This is a genomic window from Streptomyces virginiae (genome assembly GCF_041432505.1).
Classification (GTDB): Bacteria; Actinomycetota; Actinomycetes; order Streptomycetales; family Streptomycetaceae; genus Streptomyces; species Streptomyces virginiae_A.
In genome coordinates this window covers 6,083,901-6,098,509 of sequence record NZ_CP107871.1, presented here as the reverse complement: position 1 = coordinate 6,098,509, position 14,609 = coordinate 6,083,901, and the positions used below count along the sequence as shown (strand labels likewise).

At 70.6% G+C, this 14,609-nt stretch carries 13 protein-coding genes; 4 read left to right on the top strand and 9 right to left on the bottom strand.

Annotated features, from left to right (window positions below; all coding sequences use genetic code 11):
- Positions 1-53 precede the first annotated feature (53 nt).
- Complete coding sequence (locus OG624_RS28515; protein WP_033227211.1) at positions 54-608, top strand: DUF742 domain-containing protein; 555 nt, start codon at positions 54-56, stop codon at positions 606-608.
- Complete coding sequence (locus OG624_RS28510; protein WP_161288290.1) at positions 589-1,173, top strand: GTP-binding protein; 585 nt, start codon at positions 589-591, stop codon at positions 1,171-1,173. Before OG624_RS28515 ends, OG624_RS28510 begins: the two co-directional genes overlap by 20 nt.
- 216 nt (positions 1,174-1,389) lie before the next feature.
- Here the strand turns inward: OG624_RS28510 and OG624_RS28505 are convergent, their stop codons facing one another.
- Together OG624_RS28505 and OG624_RS28500 are read right to left on the bottom strand one after the other, a co-directional pair.
- Complete coding sequence (locus tag OG624_RS28505) at positions 1,390-1,590, bottom strand: acyl-CoA carboxylase subunit epsilon (RefSeq protein WP_033227346.1); 201 nt, start codon at positions 1,588-1,590, stop codon at positions 1,390-1,392.
- Between the two features lie 23 nt (positions 1,591-1,613).
- Positions 1,614-3,197 (bottom strand): acyl-CoA carboxylase subunit beta, encoded by a 1,584-nt coding sequence (locus OG624_RS28500; protein ID WP_326749043.1) that lies wholly within the window; start codon positions 3,195-3,197, stop codon positions 1,614-1,616.
- A 272-nt stretch (positions 3,198-3,469) separates the two neighbouring features.
- Between OG624_RS28500 and OG624_RS28495 the strand changes: the two genes are divergently transcribed.
- Complete coding sequence (locus OG624_RS28495; protein WP_033227181.1) at positions 3,470-4,090, top strand: YceI family protein; 621 nt, start codon at positions 3,470-3,472, stop codon at positions 4,088-4,090.
- 34 nt (positions 4,091-4,124) lie between these two features.
- Here the strand turns inward: OG624_RS28495 and OG624_RS28490 are convergent, their stop codons facing one another.
- The 6 genes from OG624_RS28490 to ureA all read right to left on the bottom strand — a co-directional run bounded on the left by OG624_RS28490 (position 4,125) and on the right by ureA (position 11,730).
- The gene (locus OG624_RS28490) at positions 4,125-5,483 is read right to left on the bottom strand and encodes a hypothetical protein (protein ID WP_033227182.1); all 1,359 of its coding nucleotides are present in this window, start codon (positions 5,481-5,483) and stop codon (positions 4,125-4,127) included.
- Positions 5,484-5,592: 109 nt separating this feature from the next.
- Positions 5,593-7,221 (bottom strand): citramalate synthase, encoded by a 1,629-nt coding sequence (gene cimA / locus OG624_RS28485; protein WP_033227184.1) that lies wholly within the window; start codon positions 7,219-7,221, stop codon positions 5,593-5,595.
- 342 nt (positions 7,222-7,563) lie between these two features.
- Complete coding sequence (locus OG624_RS28480) at positions 7,564-8,184, bottom strand: TetR/AcrR family transcriptional regulator (protein WP_161291887.1); 621 nt, start codon at positions 8,182-8,184, stop codon at positions 7,564-7,566.
- 40 nt (positions 8,185-8,224) lie between these two features.
- The gene (locus OG624_RS28475; RefSeq protein ID WP_033227187.1) at positions 8,225-9,259 is read right to left on the bottom strand and encodes an agmatine deiminase family protein; all 1,035 of its coding nucleotides are present in this window, start codon (positions 9,257-9,259) and stop codon (positions 8,225-8,227) included.
- A 30-nt stretch (positions 9,260-9,289) separates the two neighbouring features.
- The gene (locus OG624_RS28470) at positions 9,290-11,023 is read right to left on the bottom strand and encodes an urease subunit alpha (RefSeq protein ID WP_371593531.1); all 1,734 of its coding nucleotides are present in this window, start codon (positions 11,021-11,023) and stop codon (positions 9,290-9,292) included.
- Complete coding sequence (gene ureA / locus OG624_RS28465; RefSeq protein WP_371639959.1) at positions 11,020-11,730, bottom strand: urease subunit gamma; 711 nt, start codon at positions 11,728-11,730, stop codon at positions 11,020-11,022. Before ureA ends, OG624_RS28470 begins: the two co-directional genes overlap by 4 nt.
- A 155-nt stretch (positions 11,731-11,885) precedes the next feature.
- Here ureA and OG624_RS28460 point away from each other — a divergent pair, with 155 nt between their 5' ends.
- On the top strand, positions 11,886-13,310 hold the full coding sequence (locus OG624_RS28460; protein WP_371639958.1) for a cytosine permease: 1,425 nt from the start codon (positions 11,886-11,888) through the stop codon (positions 13,308-13,310).
- Positions 13,311-13,387: 77 nt separating this feature from the next.
- Here the strand turns inward: OG624_RS28460 and OG624_RS28455 are convergent, their stop codons facing one another.
- A complete protein-coding gene (locus tag OG624_RS28455) occupies positions 13,388-14,473 on the bottom strand; it encodes a branched-chain amino acid aminotransferase (protein ID WP_030725522.1) in 1,086 nt (361 codons plus the stop codon).
- Positions 14,474-14,609: the final 136 nt, after the last annotated feature.

Sequence of the window (14,609 nt, the reverse complement as noted above, 5' to 3'; positions counted from 1 at the left end):
CGGTGGCGCGGTTCCACAGGGAGTACTGCGTTCTTGGAGTCGGAGGAGGAAACGTGACAACACCCGGAGGACATCCTTATGGCGGCGCGCAGCAGCCGCAGGGTGGGCACGACCAGAACCGCTTCAACTTTCCCTCCGCGCCCAGCCGGCCGGTACCGGAGCAGCATCCCTACCAGCAGCAGCAGTACGGACAGCCCCAGCAGCCCCAGTACCAGATGCCTCAGCAGCAGCCTCCGCGCGCCGCGCGGCAGCCGGCGCCGAAGGCCCACAACCCGCTGGTGCGTCCGTACGCCATGACCGGCGGCCGTACTCGGCCGCGCTACCAGCTCGCCATCGAGGCGCTGGTCAGTACCACGGCGGATCCCGCGCGTCTGCAAGGGCAGTTGCCCGAGCACCAGCGCATCTGCCGCCTGTGCCAGGAGATCAAATCCGTAGCGGAGATCTCGGCACTTCTCTCCATTCCTCTTGGTGTCGCCCGCATCCTCGTCGCCGACCTGGCGGAGGCGGGCCTTGTCGCCATTCACCAGCCCGGCGGCGACGAGTCTGCCGGTGGCCAGCCAGATGTGACACTGCTCGAAAGGGTGCTCAGTGGACTTCGCAAGCTCTAACGGCGGAGCGGCTCCCCGCTCCACCACCTCCGCGAAGATCGTGGTGGCGGGCGGCTTCGGCGTGGGCAAGACCACGTTCGTCGGCGCGGTCTCCGAGATCAACCCGCTGCGCACCGAAGCCGTGATGACCAGCGCCTCGGCCGGGATCGACGACCTCACCCACACCGGTGACAAGACGACCACCACCGTCGCCATGGACTTCGGCCGCATCACGCTCGACCAGGACCTGATCCTGTACCTCTTCGGTACCCCGGGCCAGGACCGCTTCTGGTTCATGTGGGACGACCTGGTCCGCGGCGCCATCGGCGCCGTCGTCCTCGTGGACACGCGCCGTCTCGCCGACTGCTTCCCCGCCGTCGACTACTTCGAGAACAGCGGCCTGCCGTTCGTCGTGGCCCTCAACGGCTTCGACGGGAACCAGGCCTACACACCGGAGGAAGTCCGCGAGGCCCTGCAGATCGGCCCGGACGCTCCGATCATCACCACCGACGCCCGCCACCGCGCGGACGCCAAGAGCGCGCTCATCACGCTCGTCGAGCACGCCCTCATGGCGCGCCTGCGGTAGCAGCCCTACGGCACCCGACAGGCCCCTGTGTCACGCGACGCGGGGGCCTTCGCCATGTCGCGGAGCCCCCGCACCACGGCCGCGCCGTCTCACGGGCGCCTACGGGGCTTCGCACCGCCGGCGCCCCGGCGGAGGGCGACGGGTACGACGTACGACGGCGGGTACGCGGAAGGCCCCGCACCCTGGACGGGTGCGGGGCCTTCGGGGCTCGGGAACTCAGCCCTGCCAGCTGTGCGGGGCGCGGAAGCCGGGCGTGCGCTCCAGACGGCGCCAGCCGGCCTGGCCGGGCAGGCGTACCGGGGTCTCCTCGGGCATGGCGGCGGCGCGGGCGAGGAGGATCGCGGTGATCGCGGCGAGTTCCTCGGGGGCGGCGTTGCCCTTTTCGACGCGGAGCAGGGTGTCGGTGGCGGTGGTCATGTGGTGGCGGGTCTCCTTCGCTGCTACTGCGGCGGGTTGCCGTGCTTGCGGGACGGCAGATCGGCGTGCTTGTTACGGAGCATCGCGAGGGCGCTGACGAGGACCTCGCGGGTCTCGGCGGGATCGATGACGTCGTCGACGAGGCCGCGTTCGGCCGCGTAGTAGGGGTGCATCAGTTCGGCCTTGTACTCCTTGACCATGCGCACCCGCATGGCCTCGGGGTCCTCGGCGTCCGCGATCTGCTTGCGGAAGATGACGTTGGCCGCGCCCTCGGCACCCATCACGGCGATCTCGTTGGTCGGCCAGGCGTAGGTGATGTCCGCGCCGATCGACTGGGAGTCCATGACGATGTACGCGCCGCCGTAGGCCTTGCGCAGGATCAGGCTGATCCGCGGGACGGTGGCGTTGCAGTACGCGTACAGCAGCTTGGCGCCGTGGCGGATGATGCCGCCGTGTTCCTGGTCGACGCCCGGCAGGAAGCCGGGGACGTCCAGCAGGGTGATGATCGGGATGTTGAAGGCGTCGCACATCTGCACGAAGCGGGCGGCCTTCTCGGAGGCCTCGATGTCCAGGACACCGGCGAGGTGGCCGGGCTGGTTGGCGACGACACCGACGACCTGGCCGTTCATCCGGGCCAGCGCGCAGATGATGTTGCGGGCCCACCGCTCGTGGATCTCCAGGACGTCGCCCTCGTCGACGAGTTCCTCGATGACCTTGAGCATGTCGTACGGGCGGTTCCCGTCCGCGGGGACCAGGTCCAGGAGGACCTCGCTGCGCCGGTCGGCCGGGTCGGACGTCTCGTGGACGGGCGGGTTCTCGCGGTTGTTGGAGGGCAGCATCGAGATGAGGTAGCGGACCTCGGAGATGCAGGTCTCCTCGTCGTCGTACGCGAAGTGCGCGACGCCCGAGGTCTCGGCGTGCACGTCCGCGCCACCGAGGCCGTTCTGGGTGATCTCCTCGCCGGTCACCGCGCGGACCACGTCCGGGCCGGTGATGAACATCTGCGAGGTCTCACGGACCATGAACACGAAGTCCGTCAACGCCGGCGAGTACGCCGCGCCACCCGCGCACGGGCCCAACATCACGCTGATCTGCGGGATCACACCCGAGGCCTTGGTGTTGCGCTGGAAGATACCGCCGTACCCGGCCAGCGCCGAGACGCCCTCCTGGATACGGGCGCCGGCGCCGTCGTTCAACGACACCAGCGGCGCACCCGCCGCGATGGCCATGTCCATGATCTTGTGGATCTTCGTCGCGTGGGCCTCACCCAGAGCGCCACCGAAGATCCGGAAGTCGTGCGCGTAGACGAAGACCGTCCGGCCCTCGACCGTGCCCCACCCGGTGATCACACCATCGGTGTAGGGCTTCTTGTTCTCCAGGCCGAACCCGGTCGCCCGGTGCCGGCGCAACTGCTCGACCTCCCGGAAGGAACCCTCGTCGAGCAGCAACGCGATCCGCTCACGAGCGGTCAGCTTGCCCTTCGCGTGCTGCGTCTCGGTCGCGCGGTCACTCGGTCCACGCCTCGCCTGCTCACGCAACGAGTGCAGCTCGGCCACGCGCCCGCGGGCGTCCGTCGGCTCGCTCGGGGTCTGGTCCACAACGGTCATGTACCGACCTTACGAAGATCGCGATGAAAAACCTCCGTTCATTCCGCACAGTCTCGGGAGTCTTCCGCTGTCCGGCCCGCACAGTACGCCCGGTGGATGTACGGACTCCGCCAGACGGGGCACTCGCCCGTTGTGGGACCTTCACAAAAAGACCTGACACCTCGCCTAGATGTTGAAATTTGAACGGAATGGGTCTAGCGTCGCCCTCGTTGAAGTCGTTGAAGATTCAACAGACTATTCGAACCGAGCAGGACACGACCGAGGAGCAAGTCATGGGTCTCTTCACCCGCCGCAACCAGAACGTGAACGTCCAGGACGGCGCCGCCGTCGCCACCTTGGCGGTGGACCCGGCGCTCGCCGCCCTCACCGGTGACTACGTCATCGACCCCGCCCACAGCAGCATCGGCTTCACCGTCCGCCACGCGATGGTCACCAACGTCCGCGGGGCCTTCACCGAGCACGAGGGCACCCTGCACCTGGACGGCGCCGACCCGGCCCGCTCCACCGCCTCCATCGACGTCAAGATCGCCTCCGTGGACACCGGCATCGCCGACCGCGACGGTCACCTGCGCAGCGGCGACTTCTTCGACGCCGAGACCTTCCCGCTGATGACCTTCCGCTCCACCGAGGCGCGTCAGCTCGGTGGGGACGCCTACCGCATCACCGGTGAGCTGACCATCAAGGACGTCACGCGCCCGCTCTCCATCGACCTGGAGTTCAACGGCTCGGCCACCGACCCCTACGGCAACGAGCGCGTCGGTTTCGAGGGCTCCACCGAGATCCTGCGCTCCGACTGGGGCCTGACGTGGAACGCCGCCCTGGAGGCCGGCGGTGTGATGGTCAGCGACAAGGTGAAGCTGACCTTCGACATCTCGGCCATCAAGCAGGCCTGACGATCGACCGCCGGGACGCCGGAACCGGGGGCGGTCAGAAGCCGCCCCCGCCGTCGAAGCCGCCGCCCCCGTCGAAACCACCGCCGCCGAAGTCCCCGCCTCCGAAGTCGGACGGGTCGAAGTCGGCGCCGGAGACGTCCCCGCCCTCGAAGCCGCTGCCCGCGCCGCCGCCGAAGTCCGAGGCGTAGGCGGGGCTGGACATCATCGAACCGAGCATGGTGCCCACCAACAGGCCGGGCAGGATGCCGCCGCCGAAGTACCCGCCGGCCCAGGGACCGTACGCCGGGCCGGCGTCGTAGTACGGACGCGGCCCACGGTCCGTGTCGACCGTGCGGACCGCCGGGTCCTGACCGTCGCGCAGTCGTACGGCGTCCGCCGTGCAGACCGGCACGGTACGGGCCGCCCCGCCGGCCGGAGCCCAGGTGGCGTCCTCGGTGCTCGGCCCGTGGCGCGGGTCGAAGAAGCAGGGCGAACGGCGCTCGGGAAGCGGCCTGCCCTGTCGGCGCGCGTCGAGGGTGGCCAGCGCGAAGCGGCCGTCCTCCAGCGCCTGGGTCACGCCCTTGACCTCGTCGGGGCGCTGCACCGAGGCCATGATCTGTTTGGCCTTCTCGTACGAGTCGAGCCCCTGCTCGTAGTCACTCCGCATGGCGTCGTCGGCGCCGGGCTCGCCGGGGTGGAAGTCGAGCCGTTCGAGCTCCTCGCCGAAGGCCGTGATGTCCTCGTCGACGACCACGCTCAGCCGGGCGATGGCCTCGCGCCGAGTCTCTTCCTTCTTCTTCCTGTTACGGCGGACCAGCGCGTACGCACCGCCGCCGCCCACCACGGCCACCGCACCGAGGGCGATCAGCCCGCCGACCGGGGCGCCCTGATCGGCTCCGGTGGTGCCCCAGGAGGCGGGGGCGCCGCCCTTGACCTGGGTCAGGGCCTGATCCACGAAGTTGTTGAGCTGCGTGTTCGCGGTGACCGGTGCGCCGGTCTTCACGGCCTCGGTGAGGTTGCGTACGGCGTTGTTCGGCATGACCACCCGGTCGGCACCGGCATCGAAGCCGTCGCCGAGCCGGATCGCGTAGAGACCGGTGATCCCGGTCTCGGCACGGACCGCGCCGAGCACCTTGTCCGGCGGGAACTCGGCGGTCGCCGGCAGCACGGCCACGAACACGGGCTTCCCCGCGTCTTTGATCTTCTTCGCGAGCGCGTCCGCCTGGGCCGTGGACAGTTGCGCCTCGGCTCCGGGGGCGACGTAGACCGGACCCTTTTCGAGGGCCTCCCCCACGGCGGCGACCCCGTCGGCCGCCGACGCCTGCGGCGCGGCGACGAGCGCGGTCGCCGACAGCCCCAGCAGCAGACCGGCCAGCAGCGATCCGAAGCGTACGGACATCAGCCTGGTCTTCATATCGAAGACGCTACCGGAACCGTCACTTTCCCGTGTGAGCTGGACATAAGGGCCTCGCCGGGCCGAAGCCCGGCGAGGTGGGGTCCGGCGGACACCGACCCGGCGCGCGCTACTCGGCCGGTTCGACGCCCGCGTGCAGCAGGCCGTAGGTGAACGCGTCCTCCAGGGCCTGCCAGGACGCCGCGATCACGTTCGGGGCCACACCGACCGTGGACCACTCGCGCTCGCCGTCGGTCGTCGCGATCAGCACGCGGGTCGTGGACTCCGTGCCGTGCGTTCCCTCCAGGATGCGGACCTTGTAGTCGACGAGCTCGAACTTGGCGAGCTGCGGGTAGAACCGCTCCAGTGCCACCCGCAGCGCCCGGTCCAGCGCGTTGACCGGGCCGTTGCCCTCCGCCGTGGCGACGATCCGCTCGCCCTTGGCCCACAGCTTGACCGTGGCCTCGTTGGCGTGGGTGCCGTCCGGGCGGTCCTCGATGATCGCGCGCCAGGATTCGATGCGGAAGTACTTGCGGGCGCGGCCCTCGGCCTCGGCGCGCAGCAGCAGCTCGAAGGAGGCGTCGGCCGCCTCGTACGTGTAGCCCTGGAGCTCGCGCGCCTTGACCCGTTCCACGACCCGGGAGATCAGCGCGCGGTCCCCGCCCAGGTCGACGCCGAGCTCCTTGCCCTTGAGCTCGATGGAGGCGCGGCCGGCCATGTCGGAGACCAGCATCCGCATGGTGTTGCCGACCCGCTCGGGGTCGATGTGCTGGTAGAGGTCCGGATCGACCTTGATGGCCGAGGCGTGCAGGCCCGCCTTGTGCGCGAAGGCGGAGACGCCGACGTAGGGCTGGTGCGTGGAGGGGGCGAGGTTCACGACCTCGGCGATGGCGTGCGAGATGCGGGTCATCTCGGCGAGCGCCCCGTCGGGGAGCACCTTGCGCCCGTACTTGATCTCCAGGGCGGCGACCACGGGGAAGAGGTTGGCGTTGCCGACGCGCTCGCCGTACCCGTTGGCCGTGCACTGGACGTGGGTGGCGCCGGCGTCCACCGCGGCCAGGGTGTTGGCGACGGCGCAGCCGGTGTCGTCCTGGGCGTGGATGCCCAGGCGGGCCCCGGTGTCGGCGAGGACGGTGGCGACGGTCGCGGTCACCTGGGCGGGCAGCATGCCGCCGTTGGTGTCGCAGAGGATGACCACGTCGGCGCCGGCCTCGTGGGCGGTGCGGACGACGGACTTGGCGTACTCCGGGTTGGCCCGGTAGCCGTCGAAGAAGTGCTCGCAGTCGACGAAGACGCGGCGGCCCTGGGCGACCAGGTGGGAGACGGTGTCGCGGACCATCTCCAGGTTCTCGTCGAGGGTGGTGCGCAGGGCGAGTTCGACGTGACGGTCGTGGGACTTGGCGACGAGCGTGATGACCGGGGCGCCGGATTCCAGCAGGGCCCGCACCTGCGGGTCCTGGGCGGCCGAGCCGCCCGCGCGCCGGGTCGCGCCGAAGGCGACGAGCTGGGCGTTCTTGAAGGAGATCTCCGCGCGGGCGCGGGAGAAGAACTCGGTGTCCCGGGGGTTGGCGCCGGGCCAGCCGCCCTCGATGAAGCCCACTCCGAAGTCGTCCAGGTGCCGGGCGATCGTCAGCTTGTCGGCGACGGTGAGGTTGATGCCCTCGCGCTGCGCGCCGTCGCGCAGGGTGGTGTCGAAGACGTGGAAGCTGTCGTCCAGGCCTTCGGACAGCGCAGTCGCCGCCTCTGGTGTCGTCGTCATGCTGATCTGACTCCTGTCGGATGAGTGGTTCCGGATGCCCGCCTGAGGGGGCAGGCCGCCGTCACTGCCCCCATCATCGCGCGCGGTCCGCTCCCGGTACGGATGGTCCGGGAAACGAAAAAACCTCTCGCGGGTAGCGAGAGGTCTGCGCGCGGGTCCGAGGCACGGTGGCCGCTTCCGCGAAGTTCTTCCGCGGTTCAGCGGCCACTGGGGACCGGCGCGCTGCTGGCGATAATCATGAGCTGAGCAGGCACGCCGGCAGTCTGCCACATCGTCCACCGTCGATGGACAGGTATCTCACCATGCGGGCAACGCGTCGCGCGGGCGGTCCACGGACAGGCCCTAGTGCTGCGGGGAGAGGGTTTCCACCAGGAATTCCCTCACGTGGGTGAGGATCGCCGTGCGGTCCAGGGTCGGCAGGCCCACCGCCAGTTGGATGCTGAATCCGTCGAGCAGGGCCCGGATCCGGGTCGCGACGCGCTCGGCGTCGACCGGGCGGAACTCCCCGCGCGAGATGCCCTCGGCGAGGAGGGCCACCAGGTCGCGGTGCCAGGCACCCTCGATGGCCGCCTGCCGGTCCCGCTCCTGGGGACCCGCGTTCTGGGAGCGGTTCCAGACCTCCAGCCACAGCGTCCAGTGCGGGTCGCGGGGGCGGGTGGGCACGTACAGGTCCACGTACGCCTGCAGGCGCTCGCTCACCGGACCGCGGCGGGCGAGCAGGGCCCGCCGCTCGCCGCCCAGTTCCGCCTCGCTCCACTCCAGGGTCTGCAGCAGGAGCTCGTCCTTGCTGCGGAAGTAGTAGAGGAGGTGGCCGCTGCTCATGCCGACCTCGCGGCCCAGTCCGGCCATGGTCAGGCCTTCCAGGCCGCGCTCGGCGATCGTGGCCATGGCGGCGACGAGTACGTCCTCGCGCGGGGGCGCGTTCTTCCGCGCCGCGCGTACCGGTACTCCACCCGCCACCATGGACCCACTCCTTGTCGGTCGGCTGCCGGTCGTCTGCGGATCAGACCTTCGGCTGCTGCTGGGTGATGCAGTGGATACCGCCACCCCCGGCGAAAATCGTACGTGCGTCGACGAGGGTCACGGTGCGCTCGGGGAACAGTCCGCGGAAGATCTCTGCGGCCTCCTCGTCACGAGGGTCGTCGAAGGCGCACAGCACGACACCGCCGTTGCACAGGTAGTGATTGATGTACGAGTAGTCCACCCACTCCCCGTCCTCCTCCAGCACGGTCGGCGCCGGGACCTCCACGACCTCCAGCTGCCGCCCGCGGGCGTCGGTGGACGCGCGCAGGACGGCCGCGATGGTCTTGCAGCGTTCGTGGTCCGGGTGGGCCGGGTCGGGCTGGGTGTGGACCATGACGACGCCGGGGCGGGCGAAGGCGGCGACGATGTCGACGTGGCCCTGGGTGCCGTAGGTGCCGTAGTCGCCGGCCAGGCCGTACGGGAGCCAGATCGCCTTGGTGGTGCCGAGGTGGGCGTGGATCTCGGCCTCCACCTGCCGGCGGGTCCAGCCGGGGTTGCGGCCCTCGCCGAGCTGGACGGTGTCGGTGAGCAGGACGGTACCCTCGCCGTCGACGTGGATGGCGCCGCCCTCGTTGACGAGCTGGGTGCTGTAGGTGCGGGTGCCGATCACGTCCGAGACATGGCGGGCGATCTTGGAGTCGTGGTCCCAGCGGGCCCACTCCTGGGCTCCCCAGCCGTTGAAGGTCCAGTCGACGGCGGCGAGCTCGCCGGCGTCGTTGGTGACGAAGGTCGGGCCGATGTCGCGCATCCAGGCGTCGTCGAGCTCCTGCTCGACCAGCTGGACGTCGTCTCCGACGATGGCGCGGGCGCTCTCCGCGTCGCCGGGCGAGACCACGAGGGTCACCGGCTCGTACGCGCGGACGGCGCGGGCGACGGCGCCCCAGGCCTCGCGGGCCTCGGCGAGTTCCTGCGCGTTGGTGAAGGTGGGGTTGGGGCTGGGCCAGGCCATCCAGGTGCGCTCGTGGGGCGTCCACTCGGCGGGCATCCGGAAGCCGTGGTCGACAGGCTTGGTCATGGCAGGCGGGTCCTTACGGGCTGTGCTGACTTACAGGAAGTACAGGCGGTTGAGGGAGACCGATTCGGCGGCTTCGGAGCGCAGCGGTTCCCCGTCGAGGGAGACCAGTCCGCTGCGCGCGTCCACATCGACCGCGCCCACCCGGGAGTTGAGCAGCAGGTCCTTCGGGCCGATCCCCCGGGTGCCGCGGACGGCCACGCGGCGCCGGCGGGTCGGCATCTCGTCGCTGCCGAGGGCCGCGGCCGCGGCGGAGACGAAGGCGACGGAGATGTCGGCGGCCGTGGCTCCGTACGAGCCGAACTGCGGGCCGAGGACGAGTGGTTCGCAGGTGTCGGTGGCTGCGTTGGGGTCGCCGGTGACGCCGTAGGCGGGGAAGCCGGACTTGAGGACGAGTTGGGGCTTGGCGCCGAAGAACGGGGGGCGCCACAGGACGATGTCGGCGAGTTTGCCGACTTCGATGGAGCCGATCTCGTGGGCGAGTCCGTGGGCGATGGCGGGGTTGATGGTGAGCTTGGCGATGTAGCGCAGGACGCGGGCGTTGTCGTCGCCCTCGCCGTCGCCGTCCATCGGGCCGAGTTCGCCCTTCATCTTGGCGGCCATGGCGAAGGTGCGGCGGATCGTCTCGCCGGCGCGGCCCATGCCCTGGGCGTCGGAGGAGGTGATGCCGATCGCGCCCAGGTCGTGCAGGACGTCCTCGGCGCCCATGGTCCCGGCGCGGATCCGGTCCCGGGCCATCGCGGCGTCGCCGGGCAGGTCGGGCTTGAGGTCGTGGACGGAGACGATCATCCCGTAGTGCTCGGCGACCGCGTCCCGCCCGAACGGCAGCGTGGGATTGGTGGAGGAGCCGATGACGTTCGGCACGCCCGCCATCTTCAACACGTTCGGGACGTGCCCACCACCGCAACCCTCGATGTGGAAGGCGTGGATGGTCCGCCCCTCCAACACCCGCAAGGTGTCCTCCACCGACAGGCACTCGTTCAGACCGTCACTGTGCAGAGCCACCTGCACGTCGTGCTCCTCGGCCACCCGCAACGCCGTGTCCAGGGCGCGGGTGTGCGCGCCCATGTCCTCGTGCACCTTGAAGCCGGACGCGCCGCCCTCGGTGAGGGCCTCGACCAGCGGGGCGGCGTCGGAGGAGGAGCCGCGGGCGAGGAAGCCGATGTTGACGGGCCAGGCGTCGAAGGCGTTGAAGGCGTGCTTCAGCGCCCACGGGGAGTTGACGCCGACGCCCCAGACGGGGCCGAACTCCTGGCCGATGATCGTGGTGACGCCCGCGGCGAGCGAGGCTTCCATGATGCGCGGGGAGAGCAGGTGGACGTGGGTGTCCACGGCTCCGGCGGTCGCGATCAGGCCCTCGCCCGACACGATCGTCGTGCCGGTGCCGACGACCACGTCGACCCCGTCGAGGGTGTCGGGATTACCGGCCCGACCGATCGCGTGGATCCGCCCCTCACGGATACCGATCGACACCTTGCGGATACCGAGGACGGCGTCGATCACCAGCACATTGCTGATCACCACATCACACGTCTCACGGACGGCGGCGGCCTTCAGGTGCAGGCCGTCCCGGGCCGTCTTCCCGAAACCGGCCAGGAACTCGTCGCCCGGCCGCTGCGCGTCGTGCTCCACCCGGACGGTGAGCCCGGAGTCACCCAGCCTCACCCGATCCCCGGCCCGCGGGCCGAACACGGACGCGTACTCGTGCGGATCGATGTGCCGGCCGCCCGGCGCACAGTGATCACTGTGCGGGGTCTTCTTGCTCATGCCGGGTCTCCGTCCTGGTGTTCGGCGGTGACGCCGAGGTAGCCGCAGGCCGCCGCGCGTCGCAGGGCCTCGTCCTTGGCGCCGGGTGCGTCCAGGGGCCCGTCGACCAGCCCCGCGAAGCCGATCGCGATCCGGTCGCCGCCGATGGGGACGAGGCCGACCTCGCCCTCGCCGTGGGGGTCGAACCGGACGGACGAGCCCGCGGGCACGCACAGCCGCATGCCGTAGGCGGCGGCCCGGTCGAAGTCGAGCCGCGGGTTCGCCTCGAAGAAGTGGAAGTGCGAGGTCACGCTCACCGGAACGGCGGCCGTGTTGCGCACGTGCAGGTGCAGGACGGGCTCGGGCTGGGGGGCGCCGGGGCCGGGGACGACCGCGCCCGGGGCGTCGTCGCCCAGCGGGACCGCGCCCTGGATGGGGGACGGGATCACCGCGAGGCGGGATCCGTCGTCGAAGACGGCCTCCACGTGGACCTCGGCGACCACGTCGGCGACGCCCGGCAGGACATCGTCGGGACCCAGCACACTGCGGGCCTCCTCGATGGCCTCCGCGAGCCGCTTGCCGTCGCGCGCCGCCTCGCAGGCCGTGTCCGCGATCAGCGCGGTGGCCTCCGGGACATTCAGTTTCAGGCCACGGGCCCGCCGGGCCCTGGCCAGCTCCGCAGCGCTGCGGAGCAGCAGCCGGTCGCGCTCCGTAGGGGTCAGCCGCACGCCGATCCACCACCTCTTGAGTCGATGGGTTAGAGCATCACTCTAACTCTTCATTTCCTTGCAGGGAATCATTGACCTGGGGGCACGCCCTGGGTCACATTGAATGTCGCTCAAACAAAGCGCAACCACCCCCCGCCCTGCCAAGGGAGTCCCCCATGCCCATCGAACAGCGCGGAGTCGACACCATCCCCGAGGACGAGCGGACGAGCGGTCCCCGTGACCTGATCTCGATCCTTCTCGGCTCCAACCTCTGCCTCGGTGTGATCGTCTTCGGCTGGCTGCCCCCGTCCTTCGGACTGGGCCTGTGGCCCTCGGTCACCGCCATCGTGACCGGCACGCTCGTCGGTATCGCCTTCACCGCGCCGCTGGCACTCGCCTCCCTGCGCACCGCGACCAACCTCTCGACCTCCAGCGGCGCACAGTTCGGCGTACGCGGCCGGCTCGTGGGCTCGGTGGTGGGCCTGCTGCTCTCGCTCGGCTACACCGCGCTGACCCTGTGGATCGGCGGCGACGTGATGGTGGGCGTCCTCTCGCGGCTCACCGGACTGCCGGACACCGGGGCCACGCGCGGCGTGATGTACGGCGTACTCGCCGCGTGTACCGTCGTCGCGGCCGTCTTCGGCTACCGGCTGCTGCTGCGCATTAGCAAGATCCTGGCCATCGGGATGGTGGTACTGCTGGCCATCGGCGTCTTCGCCTACTCCGGGGACTTCACCACCTCCGCCCCGCCGGAGACCGCGTACCTGCTCGGCTCCTTCTGGCCGACCTGGATCCTCGCCGCCGTCGCCGCCGGACTCAGCGGCCCGGTCGCCTTCATCACCCTGCTCGGCGACTACACCCGCTACATCTCCCCGCGCCGGCACAGCTCCCGCAAGGTCCTCTGGGCCACCGGCTTCGGGCTGCTCTTCGGCCTGTTGATCCCGCAGCTGTTCGGCACCTACACGGCGCTCGCGGCCCGGGCCGGCGCCGAGTACGCCGGCCCGCTGGTGGCGGCCTCACCCTTCTGGTACCTGATCCCGCTGCTCGCCGCCGCCGCGGCCGGTTCCGTGGGCAACGCCGGGCTGATGCTCTACTCGATGGGCCTCGACCTCGACGCCATCGTGCCCAAGGCCACCCGGACCACGGCCACCCTGGTCGCCGCGGCCGTCGCCACCGCCTTCGTCTTCATCGGTTCCTTCGAGTGGGACGTGCAGTCGGCGATGACCTCGTTCGTGCTGGTGCTGACCGCGATCGGCACCCCGTGGGCCGTGATCACGCTCATCGGGTACGTGCGCTGCCGCGGGCGCTACGACGCCGACGCGCTCCAGGTCTTCAACCGCCGCTCGGTGGGCGGGATCTACTGGTTCCGCTCCGGCTGGAACATCGCCGCCACCGTCTCCTGGGCGATCGGCGCCGGCGTCGGCCTGCTCGCCGTGACCACCCCCTTCTACGAGGGCCCGCTGCTCGCCCTCACCGGCGGCGTGGACTGCTCCTTCGTCCTGTCCGGCCTGACCGGTGGGCTCGTGTACACCGCGCTCACCGCCCGCCGCTCCCCCGCCCCGGCCCCCGCGGTCGCCGCCGAGGAGCCGGCGAACGCCTGAGCACCTCCGTACGTACGCAACAGGCCCGCACCCCGGGACATCCGGGGTGCGGGCCTGTCGCATGGCACGTGCGGGGACTAGCCCAGGGGGTGCATCCAGCCGTGGGTGTCGGCGCTGTGGCCGGTCTGGAGCTCCAGCAGCGCCTTGCGCAGGCGCATGGTGACCTGGCCCGGCTCGCCGTCGCCCTGGATCCAGTTGGCGCGCTCGGACTTGACCGAGCCGACCGGGGTGATGACGGCCGCGGTACCGCAGGCGAACACCTCGGTGAGGGTGCCGTTCTCGTTGTCGCGCTGCCAGTCCTCGGTGGTCAGGCGGCCCTCCTCGGCGGTGTAGCCGAGGTCGCGGGCGATGGTGAGGAGGGAGTCGCGGGTGATGCCGGGAAGGAGCGAGCCGGTGAGCTCCGGGGTGACGATGCGGTCGCCGTACACGAAGTACAGGTTCATGCCGCCCATCTCCTCGATCCAGCGGTGCTCGACGGCGTCGAGCCAGACCACCTGGTCGCAGCCGTGGGAGGCCGCCTGGGCCTGCGCGACCAGCGAGGCCGCGTAGTTGCCGCCGGTCTTCGCGGCACCGGTGCCGCCCTTGACCGCGCGGACGTAGTCCTCGGAGAGCCAGACGGAGACGGGCTTGACGCCACCGGGGAAGTACGCGCCGGCGGGCGAGGCGATGACGATGAAGAGGAACTCGTTCGCCGGGCGGACGCCGAGGCCGACCTCGGAGGCGAACATGAACGGCCGCAGGTAGAGCGAGGCTTCGCCGGAGTCCGGCACCCAGGCACGGTCCTGCTTGATCAGCGCGTCGCAGGCCTCGATGAAGAGCTCGGTCGGCAGCTCCGGCATGGCCATGCGGCGCGCGGAGGACTGGAAGCGCGCGGCGTTGGCCTCGGGGCGGAAGGTGGCCACGGTGCCGTCGGGCTGGCGGTAGGCCTTGAGGCCCTCGAAGATCGTCTGCGCGTAGTGCAGCGTCATGTTCGCCGGGTCGATCGCGAGCGGCGCGTACGGGACCAGCTCGGCATCGTGCCAGCCGCGACCCTCGGTCCACTTGATCGTCACCATGTGGTCGGTGAAGTGGCGGCCGAAGCCGGGGCTGGCCAGGATCGCCTCGCGCTCCGCATCGGACAGCGGGTTCGAGGAGGGCTTGAGCTCGATCGTGGGCGTCGTCATGAGTGCTTGTCCTTCACCGGTTGTGTATGGCGGACCGCGCTCACGGCGTACTAGGACGTCCGAGCTTCCCCGCATTCCGCGGCCTCGCGTTCGATTATCGCGCGCGGGCAGGCTTCGGAGAAGCGGGGAGAGCGGC